16 protein-coding genes and 3 tRNA genes are annotated in these 16,962 nt (G+C 68.0%); 13 read left to right on the top strand and 6 right to left on the bottom strand.

Annotated elements, in window-relative coordinates; all coding sequences use genetic code 11:
* Positions 1 to 9 precede the first annotated feature (9 nt).
* Entirely contained in the window at positions 10 to 1,071 is a 1,062-nt protein-coding gene (locus tag M1105_RS00730; protein WP_249578428.1) for a patatin-like phospholipase family protein, read from the bottom strand.
* Positions 1,072 to 1,247: 176 nt separating this feature from the next.
* Here M1105_RS00730 and M1105_RS00725 point away from each other — a divergent pair, with 176 nt between their 5' ends.
* Positions 1,248 to 1,655 (top strand): hypothetical protein, encoded by a 408-nt coding sequence (locus M1105_RS00725; protein ID WP_249578427.1) that lies wholly within the window; start codon positions 1,248 to 1,250, stop codon positions 1,653 to 1,655.
* A gap of 7 nt (positions 1,656 to 1,662) precedes the next feature.
* On the opposite strand, the gene M1105_RS00720 is transcribed toward M1105_RS00725, so the two are convergent.
* From M1105_RS00720 to M1105_RS00700, 5 genes are all read right to left on the bottom strand, one after another.
* Positions 1,663 to 2,073 carry a metallopeptidase family protein gene (locus M1105_RS00720; protein ID WP_249578426.1) on the bottom strand — a complete coding sequence of 137 codons (411 nt, stop codon included), beginning with the start codon at positions 2,071 to 2,073 and terminating at the stop codon, positions 1,663 to 1,665.
* On the bottom strand, positions 2,070 to 2,591 hold the full coding sequence (locus M1105_RS00715) for a GNAT family N-acetyltransferase (protein ID WP_249578425.1): 522 nt from the start codon (positions 2,589 to 2,591) through the stop codon (positions 2,070 to 2,072). Before M1105_RS00715 ends, M1105_RS00720 begins: the two co-directional genes overlap by 4 nt.
* Entirely contained in the window at positions 2,591 to 3,340 is a 750-nt protein-coding gene (locus M1105_RS00710) for a class I SAM-dependent methyltransferase (RefSeq protein ID WP_249578424.1), read from the bottom strand. The genes M1105_RS00715 and M1105_RS00710 overlap by 1 nt, the downstream gene beginning before the upstream one ends.
* Before the next feature lie 152 nt (positions 3,341 to 3,492).
* Positions 3,493 to 4,902: a type I glutamate--ammonia ligase gene (gene glnA, locus M1105_RS00705; RefSeq protein ID WP_249578423.1), complete on the bottom strand. Its 1,410-nt coding sequence runs from the start codon at positions 4,900 to 4,902 to the stop codon at positions 3,493 to 3,495.
* 90 nt (positions 4,903 to 4,992) lie between these two features.
* The gene (locus M1105_RS00700) at positions 4,993 to 5,331 is read right to left on the bottom strand and encodes a P-II family nitrogen regulator (RefSeq protein ID WP_249578422.1); all 339 of its coding nucleotides are present in this window, start codon (positions 5,329 to 5,331) and stop codon (positions 4,993 to 4,995) included.
* A 458-nt stretch (positions 5,332 to 5,789) separates the two neighbouring features.
* Here M1105_RS00700 and M1105_RS00695 point away from each other — a divergent pair, with 458 nt between their 5' ends.
* The 12 genes from M1105_RS00695 to M1105_RS00640 all read left to right on the top strand — a co-directional run bounded on the left by M1105_RS00695 (position 5,790) and on the right by M1105_RS00640 (position 16,961).
* On the top strand, positions 5,790 to 7,373 hold the full coding sequence (locus M1105_RS00695) for an NAD(P)H-hydrate dehydratase (protein ID WP_249578421.1): 1,584 nt from the start codon (positions 5,790 to 5,792) through the stop codon (positions 7,371 to 7,373).
* Between the two features lie 296 nt (positions 7,374 to 7,669).
* A tRNA-Leu gene (locus tag M1105_RS00690) sits at positions 7,670 to 7,754 on the top strand.
* Positions 7,755 to 7,825: 71 nt separating this feature from the next.
* Entirely contained in the window at positions 7,826 to 9,157 is a 1,332-nt protein-coding gene (tig, locus tag M1105_RS00685) for a trigger factor (protein ID WP_249578420.1), read from the top strand.
* A gap of 197 nt (positions 9,158 to 9,354) precedes the next feature.
* A complete protein-coding gene (locus M1105_RS00680; protein WP_249578419.1) occupies positions 9,355 to 9,981 on the top strand; it encodes an ATP-dependent Clp protease proteolytic subunit in 627 nt (208 codons plus the stop codon).
* Positions 9,982 to 10,141: 160 nt separating this feature from the next.
* Positions 10,142 to 11,407 (top strand): ATP-dependent Clp protease ATP-binding subunit ClpX, encoded by a 1,266-nt coding sequence (gene clpX / locus M1105_RS00675; RefSeq protein WP_249578418.1) that lies wholly within the window; start codon positions 10,142 to 10,144, stop codon positions 11,405 to 11,407.
* Between the two features lie 222 nt (positions 11,408 to 11,629).
* A complete protein-coding gene (lon, locus tag M1105_RS00670; RefSeq protein ID WP_249578417.1) occupies positions 11,630 to 14,038 on the top strand; it encodes an endopeptidase La in 2,409 nt (802 codons plus the stop codon).
* A complete protein-coding gene (locus tag M1105_RS00665; RefSeq protein WP_249578416.1) occupies positions 14,038 to 14,508 on the top strand; it encodes a rhodanese-like domain-containing protein in 471 nt (156 codons plus the stop codon). The genes lon and M1105_RS00665 overlap by 1 nt, the downstream gene beginning before the upstream one ends.
* Positions 14,509 to 14,586: 78 nt before the next feature.
* Positions 14,587 to 14,662, top strand: a tRNA-Val gene (locus M1105_RS00660).
* Between the two features lie 449 nt (positions 14,663 to 15,111).
* Positions 15,112 to 15,188, top strand: a tRNA-Asp gene (locus M1105_RS00655).
* Positions 15,189 to 15,417: 229 nt separating this feature from the next.
* Positions 15,418 to 15,783 (top strand): NADH-quinone oxidoreductase subunit A, encoded by a 366-nt coding sequence (locus M1105_RS00650; RefSeq protein ID WP_249578415.1) that lies wholly within the window; start codon positions 15,418 to 15,420, stop codon positions 15,781 to 15,783.
* Complete coding sequence (locus M1105_RS00645; protein ID WP_249578414.1) at positions 15,774 to 16,316, top strand: NuoB/complex I 20 kDa subunit family protein; 543 nt, start codon at positions 15,774 to 15,776, stop codon at positions 16,314 to 16,316. The genes M1105_RS00650 and M1105_RS00645 overlap by 10 nt, the downstream gene beginning before the upstream one ends.
* Before the next feature lie 42 nt (positions 16,317 to 16,358).
* On the top strand, positions 16,359 to 16,961 hold the full coding sequence (locus M1105_RS00640; RefSeq protein WP_249578413.1) for an NADH-quinone oxidoreductase subunit C: 603 nt from the start codon (positions 16,359 to 16,361) through the stop codon (positions 16,959 to 16,961).
* Position 16,962 lies beyond the last annotated feature (1 nt).

Below are 16,962 nucleotides of genomic sequence, written 5' to 3'. Positions count from 1 at the left end.
CGCCGCGCATCAGTCCAGCATTGCGCGGATGTCCACCGTTCCCCGCCGCCCGATGCTGTCCCAATGCGCGCGCAGGAAGGCGTCGGCCGCCGCGCGCCCGGCCGCCTTGAGGTCGTCGAGCAGCCGCGGCGTCGGGCTGAGCTTGGTCGCCACGCCGAGCGAGCGCATCGTCGCGTCGTCGCGGACGGCATGGATGCGGATCGATTTCATCTCGGTGTTCGAGATCCTGCCCTCCTCGATCAGGCGCCCAACGAAGGCAACCACCCGAAGCTCGCGCAGAAGCGAGGAATTGAATGATATCTCGTTGATCCGGTTGAGGATGTCCGGCGCAGACCTTGGCACGTCCGGGCGCTCGATGGGATTGACGTGCACGATCAGGATATCGTCGGTCCCGGTTTCGTAGAACAGCGGAAACAGTGCGGGATTCCCCATGTAGCCGCCGTCCCAATAGTGCTCGCCCGCAACTTCGACCGCCTGGAACAGGAAGGGCAGGCAGGCCGAGGCGAGAAACACCTCGACCGAAAGCTCGGCCTCGCGGAAAACCTTGATGCGGCCCGTGCGCACATTGGTCGCGGACACGAACAGATGCGGGAAGCAACCCCGGCAGATCCGCTCGAAGCAGGTCATCTCGCGCAGCAGGTCGCCCAGCGGATTGATGTTGAGCGGATTCCACTGATAGGGCGACAGCGAGCGGCTGAGCGTCTCCCGCGCGTGGTCGAGCGGGGCGCGCATCGCGTCGTGCAGCCGGTCGGCCGCTTCGGGCGAGAAGACCGCGAGCCACTCGACCATCGGGTGCGCGTTGCGCCGTGCCTGCCGCCGGACCTCGCCCCAGAATCGGTCGAGCTGTGCCCGTGCCCCTTCGCGCCCGCCCGCGCCCTTCGGGTCGCCGCCGAGCAGGCCGGTCTTGAGCATCGCCGCGTTCATCGCGCCGGCGGATGTGCCCGAGATCCCCTCGATCTCGAGCCGCTCCTCCTCGAGCAGCCGGTCGAGCGCGCCCCAGGTGAACGCTCCATGCGCGCCCCCGCCCTGAAGCGCGAGGTTGATCCGCCGCGTGCCGTGAACTGCCGCCATTCCCGCACCTCCGCCCGAAGCCTACCGGCGGCGAGCATCGCCCCTCGCGGCGCCGCGGGCAACCGCGCGCATGTTGCACTGCCGCACGATCGCGCGAGGTTGCGGCCACGCGCGGGCGGGTTGCGGCGCGCCGCGCCCCGGCCTAGCCTGCCGTGCGAACGGCGGGAGGACGCGGGATGCGACGTCCGGGAGTTGCAGGCATGGCGGCGTTGGCGCTGGTGGCGGCCACGGGACTGCACCGCGCGGGGCTGGCCGATCCCGCGTCGGGCGAAAAGCTCGCGCTCTTCCACTGCGGCCGCTGCCACGTGATCGACGCGCGCAACCGAATGGGGGGAATCGGCTCGACCCCCTCCTTCCCGGCCATGCGCGGCCATCCCGAGTTCGAGGCCAAGATGCGCGGCTTCTATGCGCTGCGCCCCCACCCCGCCTTCACCCAGATCCCCGGCGTGACCGAGCCCTTCACGCCCGAGCGCCCGTCGCCCATTCACCCGGTCGAGCTGACGCAGCAGGAACTCGACCGGATCGTCGACTATGCGCTGACGCTGAAGGCGGCCGATCTCGGGGCCTCGCTGGGCACGCGCTGAGGCGCGCTCACTCCCACCACGGGTCGATGCGGGCGATGTCGTCGTCCGACAATCCGAAATGGTGGCCGATCTCGTGCACCAGCACATGCGCGACCAGCGCGCCGAGGCTCACGTCGCCCCGCTCGGCCCATTCGTCGAGGATCGCGCGGCGGTAGAGCACCACCTCGTCGGGCCCGGTGGGCACGTCGGCGAGCGACTTCTCGGTCAGCGCGATCCCGCGATAGAGCCCGGTCAGCTCGAAGGGGTCCTCGATGCCCATCTCGTCCAGCGTCTCCTCGTCGGCAAGGTCCTCGACCCGGATCACGAGGTCGGTGCAGCGCGCGCGGAAGGCGACCGGCATGGCCTCGAAGGCCGCGCGCGCAAGCCGGTCGAAATCTGCCAGCGAGGGGGCCACCAGATCGGCGGGGGCGTGGGTCATGACGTGGTCTCCCGTTTCGCGACCTCGCGCGCCAGATAGCGCACGACCTTGCCCGGTGCGGGCGCGCCGCGCCCCACCTCCGCAAATCCCAGCGCGGCGTGAAAGGCGTCCGAGCCGCGATTGGGCGGCACCAGGTTCACCTCGCACACGACCCGGTCGCGCCCCGCCAGGGCCGCCGCCGCGAAGGCCTCGCCGTAGAGTGCGCGCGCGATCCCGCGGCCGCGCAGGCTTTCGGCCACCACGATCCGGTCGACATAGAGGAACCGCTCAAGGCGGTTGCGGAACCACAGGAAGTTCGGGCTGTCGTAGTCCGACCCCTCGTCGAAGGCGATCAGGAAGGCAGCACCATCGGGCGTCGCGCGCGCGAGGCTCGAGGCGTCGAGAAGCGCGGCCAGCCGTGCCGCGTCGAGTGGCGAGGTTTGGGTCTTGTGGCGTTCGTTAAGGGCAAGCATTTCCGCGAGCGGAGCAGCCGCGCTGCGGGCGGGGTCGATGAACGCGATGTCGCGTCGCCCGGCCATCATGTCACCCTGGGCTCACGGACAGGCCGGCGGCCGATGCAGAGCACCGAGACCCCGAACGGCAACGACACCCATGGCAGAAGCCACCGCTCGGCGGCGAAGATCGCGCCCAGCACCGCGTTGACCGTCGCCGGCGGAAGCGCCGCATCATTCGCGCCGGACCGGCCGAGGGCGTTGCCCACCAGCCGCGCAGCCGCGATCGCGGGAAAGAGCAGTGTGTTGAAATAGGTCGAGCGCGCGATCTCGAGCCCGGCGCGCCGCATCAGCGCCTCGACCTCGCCGATCGTGTAGCGGCGCTTGTGCTCGTGTGTCACGTCATGCTCGGACCAGAGCCAGCGATAGGCGGGAACCGTGACGACCAGGTGACCGCCCGGCGCAAGCAGGGCCGCCATGGCTCCGACCGAGGCGGCGTCCGCCTCGACATGCTCAACCACGTCGAGCGCGGCGACGAGGCCGAATTTTCCCGCTGCGAAGGGCAGCCCGTCCGGGAGTGCGCCATCCCGCACCTCGACACCCGAGCGGCGGATCGCCTCGTCACGCAGCGCTGGGTCGATCTCTGAGGCGTGCAGCGGGCCGAAGCGGGCCAGCATCGCAAGGTTCCCCCCCGCGCCGCAGCCCACCTCGACGACATCAGCCGGCGCCGCGCCCGCGACGCGCGCCAGCACTGCGGCAAGGATCCGGCGGCGCGCGACGAACCACCAGTGAACCTGGTCGACGTCGCGCATGTTCCGCTTGGCGCCGGTCTCCATGGCTGTCTCCTGCCGCCTTCTAGTTCCCGCGCATCGCCCGCGCACGGGACGAGTTGGACGCCGCAGCACTGGCGCGTCAAGAGCGCGCCGCCAGCAAAAGTTCAGGGCCCCCGAAGGGGCCCTGTGCTGTCGTCTTGCGGCGCGTCCTGCGGTCAGCAGGAATAGTACATCTGATACTCGATCGGGTGCGGCGTGTGCTCGTAGGCGTAGACCTCCTGCCACTTGAGCTCCATGTAGCCCTCGATCTGGTCGCGGGTGAACACGTTGCCCTTAAGCAGGAACTCGTGGTCGGCCTCGAGGCTTTCCAGCGCCTCGCGAAGGCTGCCGCATACGGTCGGGATGCCGGCAAGCTCCTCGGGCGGCAGGTCGTAGAGGTCCTTGTCCGCCGCCTCGCCAGGGTGGATCTTGTTCTGGATGCCGTCGAGGCCGGCCATCAGAAGCGCCGCCATGGCGAGGTAGGGGTTGGCCGAGGGGTCGGGGAAGCGGGTCTCGACGCGCTTGGCCTTGGGGCTCTCCGTCCAGGGGATGCGGACCGAGGCCGAGCGGTTGCGGGCCGAGTAGGCCAGCAGCACCGGCGCCTCGAAGCCCGGGATCAGCCGCTTGTAGCTGTTGGTGCCCGGGTTGGTGAAGGCGTTGAGCGCCTTGGCGTGCTTCAGCACGCCGCCGATGTACCACAGCGCCTCCTCCGAGAGGTCGGCATACTGGTCGCCTGCGAACAGCGGCTTGCCATCCTTCCAGATCGACTGGTTGACGTGCATGCCGGTGCCGTTGTCACCCTTGATGGGCTTCGGCATGAAGGTCGCGGTCTTGCCGTAGGCGTGCGCCACGTTGTGGATCACGTACTTGTACTTCTGCAGCGCGTCGGCCTGCTCGGTCAGCGTGCCGAAGATGATGCCCAGTTCGTGCTGGCAGGACGCCACCTCGTGGTGGTGCTTGTCCACCTTCATGCCGATGCGCTTCATGGTCGAGAGCATTTCCGAGCGGATGTCCTGCCCGGCATCGGTCGGGTTCACCGGGAAGTAGCCGCCCTTGAGGCCGGGGCGGTGGCCCATGTTGCCCATCTCGTACTCGGTGTCCGAGTTCCACGAGGCGTCCTGGGCGTCGACCTGGTAGCTCACCTTGTTGATCGCGACCTGGAAGCGCACGTCGTCGAACAGGAAGAACTCGGCCTCGGGGCCCCAGTAGGACACGTCGCCGATCCCGGTCTCCTTGAGATACCGCTCGGCCTTGATCGAGGTCGCGCGCGGGTCGCGGTCATACATCTCGCCGGTGTCGGGCTCGACGACGTTGCAGAACAGCGCGAGCGTCTTCTCGGCGTAGAACGGGTCGATATAGGCGCTGGCGGCGTCGGGCATCAGCTTCATGTCCGACTGGTCGATCGACTTCCAGCCGGCGATCGACGAGCCGTCGAACATCCAGCCCTCGGCGAACCAGTCCTCGTCGACGATGTCGGCCAGCGCGGTCACGTGCTGCATCTTGCCGCGCGGGTCGGTGAAGCGCAGATCGACATAGGCGACTTCCTCGTCCTTGATCAGCTTCACGATGTCGGCTGGTGTGGTCATTCTCGCGTCCCTTCTCCGTATGGTTCTGCGATTGCGTCTTGGGGGTGTCGTGGCCCGCGCCGGCCAGGCGGGGCCGAACTCGGGAAAATGTCAGAGGGCGTCGGGGCCTTCCTCGCCGGTGCGGATGCGCACCACCTGCTCGACGTTCGACACGAAGATCTTGCCGTCGCCGATCTTGCCGGTGCGCGCCGCCGAGACGATCGCCTCGATGGTCTGGTCGAGCATCTCGTCGCCCACCACCACCTCGATCTTCACCTTCGGCAGGAAGTCGACGACGTATTCGGCGCCGCGGTAGAGCTCGGTGTGACCCTTCTGCCGCCCAAACCCCTTGGCCTCGAGCACGCTGAGGCCCTGGATGCCGATCTCCTGAAGGGCTTCCTTCACCTCGTCGAGCTTGAACGGCTTGATGACGGCTTCGACCTTCTTCACTGCGCTCTCCCTTTCGCTTCCGGCCGCGGGGCCGGGGCCCCGGCCCGGGCTCCGCTCGTTCGTCGCGGTCTTAGATGCAGGCTGCGATGCAGGCTGCGTGCCAAGTTCCGCTTGCGGGGATTCGTGCGGCGCCGCAAGGGGGCTCGGAGTGGGTATTTCGACGCGAATCCGGCGATCTGCCGAAGCAGTATGCAAGATGCGCGAAATTTAGGCAGATTTTCTGGCAGTTTTCGCGTCAGCGTCGGGGCGCAGCGGCCGGCTTCCCTCGCCGCAACCGCCCTTCGCTGTCGCGGGCTTGACCGGGGGCCGCGCGGGTTCCAGCGTGGGGCGCCTGGTGGATCGGGGCCCAGGCCCGGTGGCCGGGCAGGGGGGGCGGCGCGCCGGATCCGGGCTTGACCACCGGCAGGCTTCCCCGCTCGGATGCGCGCAGGGCCGAATGCCGGGGAGTGGGGCGCGCCGTGACGGAACTTCTCACAGCCGCGCAGATGCGGGCGATCGAACAGGCGGCCATCGCCTCGGGCGAGGTGACGGGGCTCGAACTAATGGAGCGCGCGGGTCGCGGCGTGGTCGAGGCTATCCTCGAGTGGCGCCCGGAACTTGCGACGGCACCTCACCGCGCCGTGGTGCTCTGCGGCCCCGGCAACAATGGCGGCGACGGTTTCGTGGTCGCGCGGCTGCTGCGCGAGCGGGGCTGGGAGGTCGAGGTCTTCCTCGACGGCGACGAGGCCGGGCTGCCGCCGGATGCGGCGGAGAACTGCCGGCGGTGGCGGGAGATGGGGGAGGTGGAGCGGCTTCGGGAGCCTCCGCCCCGCATCACCGGCGTGTTGCCGTCAGACAGCTCCACGTTGGTGGTGGATGCCTTGTTCGGCACCGGGCTTTCCCGCCCACTGGAGGGGCCTGCGGCTGAACTCGCCGAGATGGCAGAGGAGATGCTGACGCTCCACACCGTGGTGTCCATCGACATGCCGTCGGGCCTCTGTTCGGACAGCGGCAAGGTCATTGGCGAGCGGGCCTTCGCTTGCGATCTCTGCGTGACGTTCCACCGCCCCAGGTTGGGCCACCATCTTTCGGACAGGCCGGACCACATCAGGAAGCTCGCCGTGAAGGACATCGGGCTCGCGCAGCGCGAGGCGACTGACGGCGTGCAGGACCTCGACGCCCTGATCCAGATGCCGCGGCTCAGGTCGCGGACGCGAGAACAAGTCGACAAGACGCGGCGCTGGAAGCAGCCGCACAAGTACGACCACGGCCACGCCCTGATCCTCGCCGGCGGGGTCGGGCGCGGCGGCGCCGCCCGGCTTGCCGCGCGCGGTGCGCTGCGCATCGGGGCCGGGCTGGTCACGGTCGGCGTGCCGCCGGCCGCGCTGATCGAGAACGCGGCGCGGCTCGACGCGATCATGCTTGCGCGGGTGGCGGATGCCGACGAGCTGAAGGCCGAGATGGCCGCCCGCAAGATCAAGGCTGTCTGCGTCGGGCCCGGCTTCGGTTTTGGCGAGCGGACCCGGGCGCTGATCGCGGTGGCGCTCGCGGCCGGGCTCGGCACCGTGCTCGACGGCGACGCGCTGACGGAATACCGCGACGAGCCGGAGGCGCTGTTCGCCCGGCTGCACGAGAAATGCGTCCTCACCCCCCACGAGGGCGAGTTCGGCCGCCTGTTCCCCGACATCCTCGACAAGCTGAAGGCCCCCGCCACCCGCGGCCCCGCCTTCTCGAAGGTCGACGCCACGCGCGAGGCGGCGAGGCGGGCGGGCTGCGTGGTGCTGTTCAAGGGCGCGGACACGGTGATCGCCGACCCCGGCGGCCGCTGCGCGATGAATTCCGCCCATCGCGAGCGCGCCGCGCCCTGGCTTGCCACCGCGGGTTCGGGCGACGTTCTGGCGGGCTTCGTCACCGGCCTTCTGGCCCGCGGCATCGCGCCGATGGCCGCGGCCGAGACGGCGGCCTGGCTGCATGTCGAGGCGGCACGCAAGTTCGGGCCCGGCCTGATCGCCGAGGACCTGCCGGAGCAGATTCCCGCGGTGTTCCGCGACCTGGGCCTTTGATGGAATCGCCGTGTGGAGCATCGCGCGGGGCCGAGGAAACGAAATGATTTCAGGCGCTTGAAATGGATATCACGCGCCGGGCGCTGCCGTCGCAGGCGGGCGGCCCCGCCTCTCGGCCGTGGCGGGATGCCGGTCCCGCCCACCCGGATCCGCCGTGCCGCCGCACCACGGCGCGTGCCAGCCGCGAAACGGCGACAAAGATGCGCTTTCCCTCTATCGTCCCCGAAATGGCCTTGTTATAGGGAACCCGAATTCGCGCGGCCGAAGGGTGGTTCACCCGCGGGCGTGCTCCGCGTGCGGGCGTGGTGGAACTGGTAGACACGCGAGATTTAGGTTCTCGTGCCGCAAGGCGTGGGGGTTCGAGCCCCTCCGCCCGCACCAGTGCAGCGTCCCGCCGCCATGAGGACGGTCAGCCCGTGCGGAGGCACGGAACAATGGATGAAGGTCAGGCAATGCAAGTGACGGAAACCAAATCGGAAGGCCTGCGGCGCGAGTATTCTGTCGTGGTCGCGGCCAAGGCGCTCGAAGAGAAGACGCGCGCCAAGCTCGAGACGGTGCGTGCCGATTTCCAGATGAAGGGTTTCCGAAAGGGCAGAGCTCCGCTGCCGCTTCTCAAGAAGATGTTCGGCAAGTCGGTGCTGGGCGAGGTTGTGCAGGAGACGGTCGAGGAGACGCTGCGCCAGCATCTTGCCGACACCGGCCACCGCCCCGCCGCGCAGCCCGACGTGCAGGTAACCAACGAGACCTTCGACGAGGGCGATGACCTCAAGGTCGCGATCAAGTACGACTGCCTCCCCGAGGTTCCTGAGCTCGACTTCTCCTCGGTCAGCCTCGAGCGCAAGGTCGTGACTGTGGACGACGCCGCCGTGGACGAGGCGCTGGGCAAGCTGGCCGAGAGCGCGCAGAGCTTCGAGGCGCGCCGCAAGGGCTCGAAGGCGAAGGACGGCGACCAGATCGTCATCGATTTCGTCGGCAAGGTCGACGGCGAGCCCTTCGAGGGCGGCTCGGCCGAGGATTACCCGCTCGTGCTCGGCTCGAGCCAGTTCATCCCCGGCTTCGAGGACCAGCTCGTCGGCCTCAAGGAGGGCGAGGAGAAGGCGGTCGAGGTGACCTTCCCCGAGAAGTACGGGGCGGCGCACCTTGCCGGCAAGGCCGCGGTGTTCGACGTGATCGTCAAGGAGGTCCGCGCGCCGAAGGCGGCCGAGGTCGACGACGAACTTGCGAAGAAGTACGGCGCCGAGAGCCTCGATGAGCTGAAGGGCCAGATCCGCGAGCGCATCGCCGAGGAATTCGCCGGCGCGAGCCGCACGCTGCTTAAGCGCCGCCTGCTCGACGCGCTCGACGCGATGGTCAGCTTCGAGCTGCCGCCGTCGCTGGTCGAGCAGGAGGCGCGCTCGATCGCGCACCAGCTGTGGCACGAGGAAAACCCCGACCACCACGGCCACGACCACCCCGCGATCGAGCCGACCGACGAGCACAACAAGCTGGCCGAGCGTCGCGTGCGCCTGGGCCTGCTGCTGGCCGAGCTTGGCCAGAAGGAGGGCGTCGAGATCACCGACCAGGAGCTTGGCCAGGCGATCATGGCGCAGGCGCGCCAGTATCCGGGGCAGGAGCGCCAGTTCTTCGAGTTCGTCCGCCAGAACCGCGCGGCGCTCGAGCAGGTCCGCGCGCCGATCTTCGAGGACAAGGTCGTCGACATCATCCTGTCGCGCGCGCAGGTGACCGAGGCCGAGGTCACCAAGGACGACCTGCAGAACGAGCTCGACAGCCTCGACGCCGAGTGACCGGCAGCGCCGCTGCGGGACCAGACGACGGGCGCCGCCGGCCGGCGCCCGTTTTCTTTGATGCGCGCCGCCGCGCCGCCCCGCGTCGCTGCGGCGGATTTCTCGCCGCCGGTGCTTGCCGCGTTTCCGGCGAGTGATTAGGACTAGGACAAAGATGCGCGCCCGCCCGTGGCGCCCCCAGCGTGAGGCAGCAGGCCATGAGAGACCCGATCGACACCTACATGAACACGCTCGTCCCCATCGTGGTCGAGCAGACGGCGCGCGGCGAGCGGTCCTACGACATCTATTCGCGCCTTCTGAAGGAGCGGATCATGTTCGTGTCGGGCCCCGTGCATGACGCGATGGCGACGCTGATGGTGGCGCAGCTCCTGTTCCTCGAGGCCGAGAATCCGAAGAAGGAAATCGCCATGTATATCAACAGCCCGGGCGGGGTCGTGACCTCGGGGCTGTCGATCTACGACACGATGCAGTACATCCGTCCCGCGGTCTCGACGCTGGTGATCGGGCAGGCGGCCTCGATGGGCTCGCTGCTTCTGGCGGCCGGCACGAAGGACATGCGCTTCTCGCTGCCCAACAGCCGGATCATGGTGCATCAGCCCTCGGGCGGCTTCCAGGGGCAGGCCTCGGACATCGCGATCCACGCGCAGGAGGTGCTGAGCCTCAAGCGCCGCCTGAACGAGATCTACGTCCACCACACGAACCAGGACTACGACACGGTCGAGAAGGCGCTCGATCGCGACAACTTCATGACGCCCGCGCAGGCCAAGGACTGGGGGCTGATCGACAAGATCGTCGAGCACCGTTCGGCGGGAGACGAGAGCTGATCGCGACGAAAGCGCAACAGCGTGCCACAAAGGCCGCGACCCCCGGCGTGACACGCCGTGTCAAGGGGGGTAGAGTGCATGTACATCGTGGCGTCACGCTTACGGGATTTTTCACATCCTGGGTGCAAGGCTCGGCCGCGCGCCCATCGCGGGGATCGATATGACAAAGTCCAGTGGCTCGGACAGCAAGAACACCCTCTATTGCTCGTTCTGCGGCAAGAGCCAGCATGAGGTCCGCAAGCTGATCGCAGGACCGACCGTTTTCATCTGCGATGAATGCGTCGAGCTTTGCATGGACATCATCCGCGAGGAGACGAAGAACAACCTCGTCAAGTCCTCGGACGGCGTGCCGACGCCGCGCGACATCTGTGGCGTGCTCGACGACTACGTGATCGGGCAGGAGGTGGCGAAGAAGGTGCTGTCGGTGGCGGTGCACAACCACTACAAGCGCCTCGCCCATGCCGGGAAGTCGACGGATGTGGAACTGGCCAAGTCGAACATCCTGCTGATCGGCCCCACCGGCTGCGGCAAGACGCTGCTGGCGCAGACGCTGGCGCGCATCCTCGACGTGCCCTTCACCATGGCGGACGCGACCACGCTGACCGAGGCCGGCTATGTCGGCGAGGATGTCGAGAACATCATCCTCAAGCTGCTGCAGTCTGCCGACTACAACGTCGACCGCGCGCAGCGCGGCATCGTCTACATCGACGAGGTCGACAAGATCAGCCGCAAGTCGGACAACCCCTCGATCACCCGCGACGTGTCGGGCGAGGGGGTGCAGCAGGCGCTGCTCAAGATCATGGAGGGGACCGTCGCGAGTGTCCCCCCTCAAGGCGGGCGCAAGCATCCGCAGCAGGAATTCCTGCAGGTGGATACGACCAACATCCTGTTCATCTGCGGCGGCGCCTTCGCGGGCCTCGACCAGATCATCCGCCGGCGCGGCAAGGGCTCGGGCATCGGCTTCGGCGCCGACGTCAAGGCCGAGGACGACCGGAGGGTGGGCGACATCCTGGCCGAACTCGAGCCCGAGGACCTGCTCAAGTTCGGCCTGATCCCCGAATTCGTTGGCCGCCTGCCGGTGATCGCGACGCTGCGCGACCTCGATGAGCCCGCGCTGATTGCGATCCTCACCAAGCCCAAGAACGCGCTGGTCAAGCAGTATCAGCGGCTGTTCGAAATGGAGGACGTGAAGCTCAGCTTCACGCAGGAGGCCTTGCACGAGATCGCCCGCAAGGCCATCGAGCGCAAGACCGGCGCGCGCGGCCTGCGCTCGATCCTCGAGAACGTGCTGCTCGAGACCATGTTCGACCTCCCGGGCCTCGACGGCGTGCGCGAGGTGGTGGTCAACGACGACGTGATCTCGGGCGCGGCGAAGCCGCTCTATATCTACGCCGAAAAGCAGGAGGCGGGTGCAACCGCGTCGTGAGAGGATACGCGCCTTTCGGACGAAGCCAGCCCCGCGGGCCCGGGGTTGGCTTTTTTGTCGGCACTTCCCGGCTGGCACAACTCTTGCTTGCGCAATGGGCATGCGTTGCAGCCGCCCCGGCCTTGAATTCGGCCGTGCCGGGGTCCACTTTCCTTCATCAGACGGCAGGGACCAGCGCGCGAGTCGCAGGCCGGCCGATGATCCCGAGGCAGGAGAACAACAATGACGAACACCGAAAAGCCCGCCGTCACCTACCCGGTGCTGCCGCTGCGCGACATCGTGGTGTTCCCGCACATGATCGTGCCGCTGTTCGTGGGGCGCGAGCGTTCGGTGCGCGCGCTCGAGGCGGTGATGAAGGACGACCGCCAGATCCTGCTCGCGAGCCAGAAGGACGCGGGCAAGGACGAGCCTGAGGCCGGTGACATCTACGCCGTCGGCGCGCTCGCCAACGTGCTGCAACTGCTGAAGCTGCCGGACGGGACCGTCAAGGTCCTGGTCGAGGGCAAGGCGCGCGCGCGCATCAACCGCTTCGTCGCGAACGAGAGCTATTTCGAGGCCGAGGCCGAGGTCATAGAGGACACCGCGGCCGATGCCGCGACCCGCGAGGCTCTGGCCCGCCAGCTCAAGCAGCAGTTCGAGCGCTATGTCAAGCTGAACAAGAACGTTCCCGAGGAAGCCCTTGCGAACGTGGGTGAAATCGAGGACGCGTCCAAGCTGGCGGACACCATCGCCGGGCATCTGGGCGTCAAGCTCGCCGAGCGGCAGAAGCTGCTGGAGCAGCCCGGCATCGCCGAGCGGCTGGAGCAGATCATCGCGCTGATCCAGGCCGAGATTTCGGTCTTGCAGGTCGAGAAGAAGATCAAGAGCCGGGTCAAGTCGCAGATGGAGAAGACCCAGCGCGAGTATTACCTCAACGAGCAGATGAAGGCGATCCAGCGCGAGCTGGGCGAAGGCGAGGAGGGCCGCGACGAGGCGGTCGAGTACGACGAGAAGATCGCCCGCACCAAGCTCTCGAAGGAGGCGCGCGACAAGGCGCAGGCCGAACTCAAGAAGCTGCGCCAGATGAGCCCGATGTCGGCGGAATCGACCGTCGTCCGCAACTATCTCGACTGGATGCTGTCGATCCCCTGGGGCGTGAAGTCCCGGGTCAAGAAGGATCTGAACAAGGCGCAGGAGGTGCTCGACGTCGATCACTACGGCCTCGAGAAGGTCAAGGAGCGGATCGTCGAATACCTGGCCGTGCAGCAGCGCAGCCAGAAGCTGAAGGGGCCGATCCTGTGCCTCGTCGGCCCCCCGGGCGTGGGCAAGACCAGCCTCGGCAAGTCGGTCGCGAAGGCGACGGGGCGCGAGTTCATCCGCATCTCGCTCGGCGGCGTGCGCGACGAGGCCGAGATCCGCGGCCACCGGCGCACCTATATCGGCTCGATGCCGGGCAAGATCGTGCAGGCCATGAAGAAGGCCAAGACGACGAACCCGCTGATCCTGCTCGACGAGATCGACAAGATGGGCCACGACTTCCGCGGCGACCCGGCTTCGGCGATGCTGGAGGTGCTGGACCCCGAGCAGAACTCGACCTTCGTGGATCACTATCTTGAGGTCGAGTACGACCTCTCGAACGTGATGTTCATCACCACGGCGAACACCTACAACATGCCCCAGCCGCTGCTGGACCGCATGGAGATCATCAGCCTCGCCGGCTACACCGAGGACGAGAAGATCGAGATCGCGCGCCGCCACCTGCTGCCCAAGCAGGTCCGCGAGCACGGGCTGAGGAAGGCCGAGTTCGAGCTGACCGACGCAGCCCTGATCGAGATCGTGCGCCACTACACGCGCGAGGCCGGTGTCCGGAACCTCGAGCGCGAGATCGCCAAGCTGTGCCGCAAGGCGCTCACGGTGATCGTCAAGGGCGATGAGAAGTCGGTCACGGTGACGCCGGAGAAGCTCGAATCCTTCCTCGGGGTGCCGCGCTTCCGCCATGGCCTTGCCGAGAAGGAGGACCAGGTGGGCGTCACCACCGGGCTCGCCTACACCTCGGTCGGCGGGGACCTCCTGCAGATCGAGGCGCTGCGCCTGCCCGGCAAGGGCCGGATGAAGACCACCGGCAAGCTGGGCGACGTGATGAAGGAGTCGATCGACGCGGCCGCAAGCTATGTCCGCGCCAAGGCGCCCGACTTCGGCATCAGGCCGCCGCAGTTCGAGAAGATCGACATCCACGTCCACGTCCCCGAGGGCGCGACGCCCAAGGACGGCCCTTCGGCCGGCGTGGCGATGGTGACGTCGATCGTCTCGGTGCTCGCGCAGATCCCGGTGCGGCGTGACGTGGCGATGACCGGCGAGGTCACGCTGCGCGGCAACGTGCTGCCGATCGGCGGTCTGAAGGAGAAGCTGCTCGCGGCGCTGCGGGGCGGCATCAAGACGGTGCTTATCCCGCGCGAGAACGTGAAGGACCTTGCCGAGATCCCGGACAACGTCAAGCAGGGGCTCGAGATCGTTCCCGTCGAGACGGTGTCCGAGGTGCTCAAGGTCGCGCTCACGCGGATGCCCGAGCCGATCGACTGGGACGAGACCGAACTGGATCGCGCGATCACCGAGGAGCCGGGCGCCGAGACGGCAACCGCGCTGCCGCACTGATGGGCCCGCGCGGGACATTGCGGGCGCTGATGCTGGCGGGGGCGGCGATCGCCGCCCTAGCCACTGCCGCGCCCGGCCGGGCGCAGGGCCGCGACGATGCCGGCGCCGCGTCGCTCAGCGTCGAGCGGATGAGCGCCGAGGCGGCCTATCGTCTGGCTGCCGAGGGCAAGATCGTCCTGATCGACATCCGCCCGGCGGAGGGCTGGGCGGCGCTCGGCGTGCCCGAGGGCGCCGAGACGGTCGATTTCTACGACCCGATGTTCTACGAGATGGTCGACATCTTCGTAGATGGCGACCATGACAAGCCCGTCGCGCTGATCTGCAACACGGGCGGCCGCAGCGAGCATGCCGCGCTCGAGCTCAGGGCGCGGGGCTACACCCGCACCATCGACGTGGCCGAGGGCATCAGGGGCTCCTCCGCCGGGCCCGGCTGGATCGAGCGCGGCCTGCCCATGTCGAAGCCCCGATGAGCCAGGCGCGCGCGGCGCCGGGGGATTGACCGCCGCCGCCGCGCATCCGATAAGCGCCAGTCTCGCCGCGGCGTGGGCGGGCGGTTAGCTCAGTTGGTAGAGCGCCTCGTTTACACCGAGGATGTCGGGAGTTCGAGTCTCTCACCGCCCACCAGCCGCGCGCGCTTCCCCGCATCCCAGCGCGCATCCATGGATGCCCCGGCAGCCCTGCCTCCCGCAGTCCCGCTTGGCGGTGACGGGCAGGCGCGTGCGGGTCGCGCGCAAGTCCAGTCACGACGCGAATCCCTCGGCGCGCCGGGCCGCCGGATGGGGCCTTGCCGCGCGTGCCCCCGGCGGGCGCGGGCGCGGGCGCGGTTGTGCGGAACCGGCGCGTGCGCCCGCGATGCATCGGATGGTCGAGGGGCCGCGCCGAATCTTCGGGATGGCGTGCGGGTCGGCGCATCCTTGGTCGCGCCCGCTCATCGCCCTCGCATCATGCCGTTTTTTAATCCTTTCAGGCCCTGCGCGTGCCGTCTCCCGCGAGCGCGATCGGTGCTTGACGCGGCTCGCCGGGAATTATAGAAGCCGTGGCATCGCAAGGGTGGAACGCCCACAGCGACCAGCGCGGTTGTAGCTCAGTTGGTTAGAGTACCGGCCTGTCACGCCGGGGGTCGCGGGTTCGAGCCCCGTCAACCGCGCCACTTTCCTCCCTTGGATCCTGACCCCGCAAGCGCGCCCGAGGGCGCGAGCGAGTAGTCGCGATTCTCGTTCCAGACCCCCGGTTTCGGTTGTGTCCCGCAACCGCCCTGAGGCAAAGTCACACGGCCGCGTGATGTTGTCGCCCCCGTCCCGCCGCCGCATTGACTGGACATGCTGCGGCAGCTAAGCGGAGGCACAACAAGAGACGGAAGCTGCTGGGAGATCACGAGAGTGGACGAGCTTCTGCGAGAATATCTGCCGATCGTCATCTTCCTGGGGCTTGCCGTGGCGCTGGGGCTGGTGTTCCTGATCGCCGCCTGGGTGCTGGCCGTGCGCCGCCCCGATGCCGAGAAGATCTCGGCCTATGAATGCGGCTTCAACGCCTTCGACGATGCGCGCATGAAGTTCGACGTGCGCTTCTACCTCGTCTCGATCCTCTTCATCATCTTCGACCTCGAGATCGCCTTCCTGTTCCCCTGGGCTGCGGCCTTCGGGGGGCTTAGCGACGTGGCTTTCTGGTCGATGATGGTGTTCCTCGGCGTGCTGACCGTCGGTTTCGCCTATGAATGGAAGAAGGGGGCGCTGGAATGGGAATGACCGCATCGCCCGCGCTCGCGACCGCCGCGGGGGCCGACAAGGACCTGCTGGCCGCGAACCTCTCGAACGAGTTGGCGGACAAGGGTTTTATCCTCACCACGGTCGATGACGTCATCAACTGGGCGCGCACCGGCTCGCTGATGTGGATGACCTTCGGGCTGGCCTGCTGCGCGGTCGAGATGATGCAGACCGCGATGCCGCGCTACGATCTCGAGCGCTTCGGCGTCGCGCCGCGCGCGAGCCCGCGGCAGTCCGACCTGATGATCGTGGCGGGGACGCTGACGAACAAGATGGCTCCGGCCCTGCGGAAGGTCTACGACCAGATGCCCGAGCCCCGCTACGTCATCTCGATGGGCTCCTGCGCCAATGGCGGGGGCTATTACCACTACAGCTACTCGGTCGTGCGCGGCTGCGACCGCGTGGTGCCGGTCGATGTCTATGTGCCGGGCTGTCCGCCGACGGCCGAGGCGCTGCTCTACGGCATCCTCCAGCTCCAGCGGAAGATCAGGCGGACCGGGACCATCGCGCGCTGAGGCGTGCGCAGGCAGGCGCGGCCGCGCGGCAAGGAGACAGGAATGGCGAGCGCACTCGAGGATCTGGGCGAGATGATCGCCATGGCGCAGGCCGATGCGGTGGTCGCGCATTCCATGGCGCGCGGGGAACTGACACTGACGGCCACGGCTGCGGCCCTGCGGGGGTTGGTAGGCTATCTGCGCGACAACCCGGCCTGCGCTTTCACCACGCTGGTCGACATCACCGGCGTGGACTGGCCGGGGCGCGAGCGGCGCTTCGACGTGGTCTATCATTTCCTCTCGATGCCGCAGAACCAGCGCGTACGCGTGAAGGTCGAGGTCGGCGAGGACGAGGTGATTCCGTCGATTGTCGATCTCCACCCCTCGGCGAACTGGTTCGAGCGAGAGGTTTTCGACATGTTCGGCGTGATGTTCTCGGGCCACCCGGACCTGCGGCGGATTCTGACCGACTACGGCTTCCGCGGCCATCCGCTGCGCAAGGACTTCCCGACCACGGGCTATGTCGAGGTCCGCTACGACGAGACCCAGAAGCGCGTGGTCTACGAGCCGGTGAAGCTGGTGCAGGAATACCGCCTGTTCGACTTCATGAGCCCGTGGGAGGGGGCCGAGTACATCCTTCCGGGCGACGAGAAGAAGGGGGCCTGAG

Origin of the sequence: Thermohalobaculum sediminis (assembly GCF_023487995.1) — a bacterium.
GTDB classification, from domain to species: domain Bacteria; phylum Pseudomonadota; class Alphaproteobacteria; order Rhodobacterales; family Rhodobacteraceae; genus Thermohalobaculum; species Thermohalobaculum sediminis.
This window is presented reverse-complemented; position numbering and strand designations above follow the sequence as displayed.